Origin of the sequence: Halomonas sp. MCCC 1A11062, assembly GCF_021404355.1 — a bacterium.
Classification (GTDB): domain Bacteria; phylum Pseudomonadota; class Gammaproteobacteria; order Pseudomonadales; family Halomonadaceae; genus Halomonas; species Halomonas aerodenitrificans.
In genome coordinates this window covers 1-327 of sequence record NZ_JABFTW010000079.1, presented here as the reverse complement: position 1 = coordinate 327, position 327 = coordinate 1, and the positions used below count along the sequence as shown (strand labels likewise).

General features: G+C 65.1%; 1 protein-coding gene. It reads left to right on the top strand.

What is annotated here, in order from left to right; genetic code table 11:
* Positions 1-2 precede the first annotated feature (2 nt).
* Positions 3-327, top strand: a 325-nt coding sequence (locus HOP58_RS23315) for a TRAP transporter large permease subunit (RefSeq protein WP_234261934.1), incomplete at its 3' end; no start/stop codon positions are given.

The window sequence follows — 327 nt, the reverse complement described above, 5'->3', positions numbered from 1 at the left end:
AACTGCTCACCCTGGTGATGTTCGGCGGGCTGCTGATCGGCCTGTTCATGGGCCATCCGCTGGCCTTCGTGCTGGGCGGCGTGGCCGTCATCGGCGCCTACCTGGGCCCGGGCGAGCGCGTACTCGGCACCATCATCAACAACATCTACGGCAACGCCATGGACAACTACGTCCTGGTGGCCATTCCGCTGTTCGTGCTGATGGCGCGCTTTCTCAACGACTCCGGGGTCACCGAGAAGATGTTCGCGGTGATGCGTCTGCTGCTGGCCAACCTGCGCGGCGGCCTGGCGCTGACCGTGGTCATCGTCTCGGTGATGCTGGCCGCCA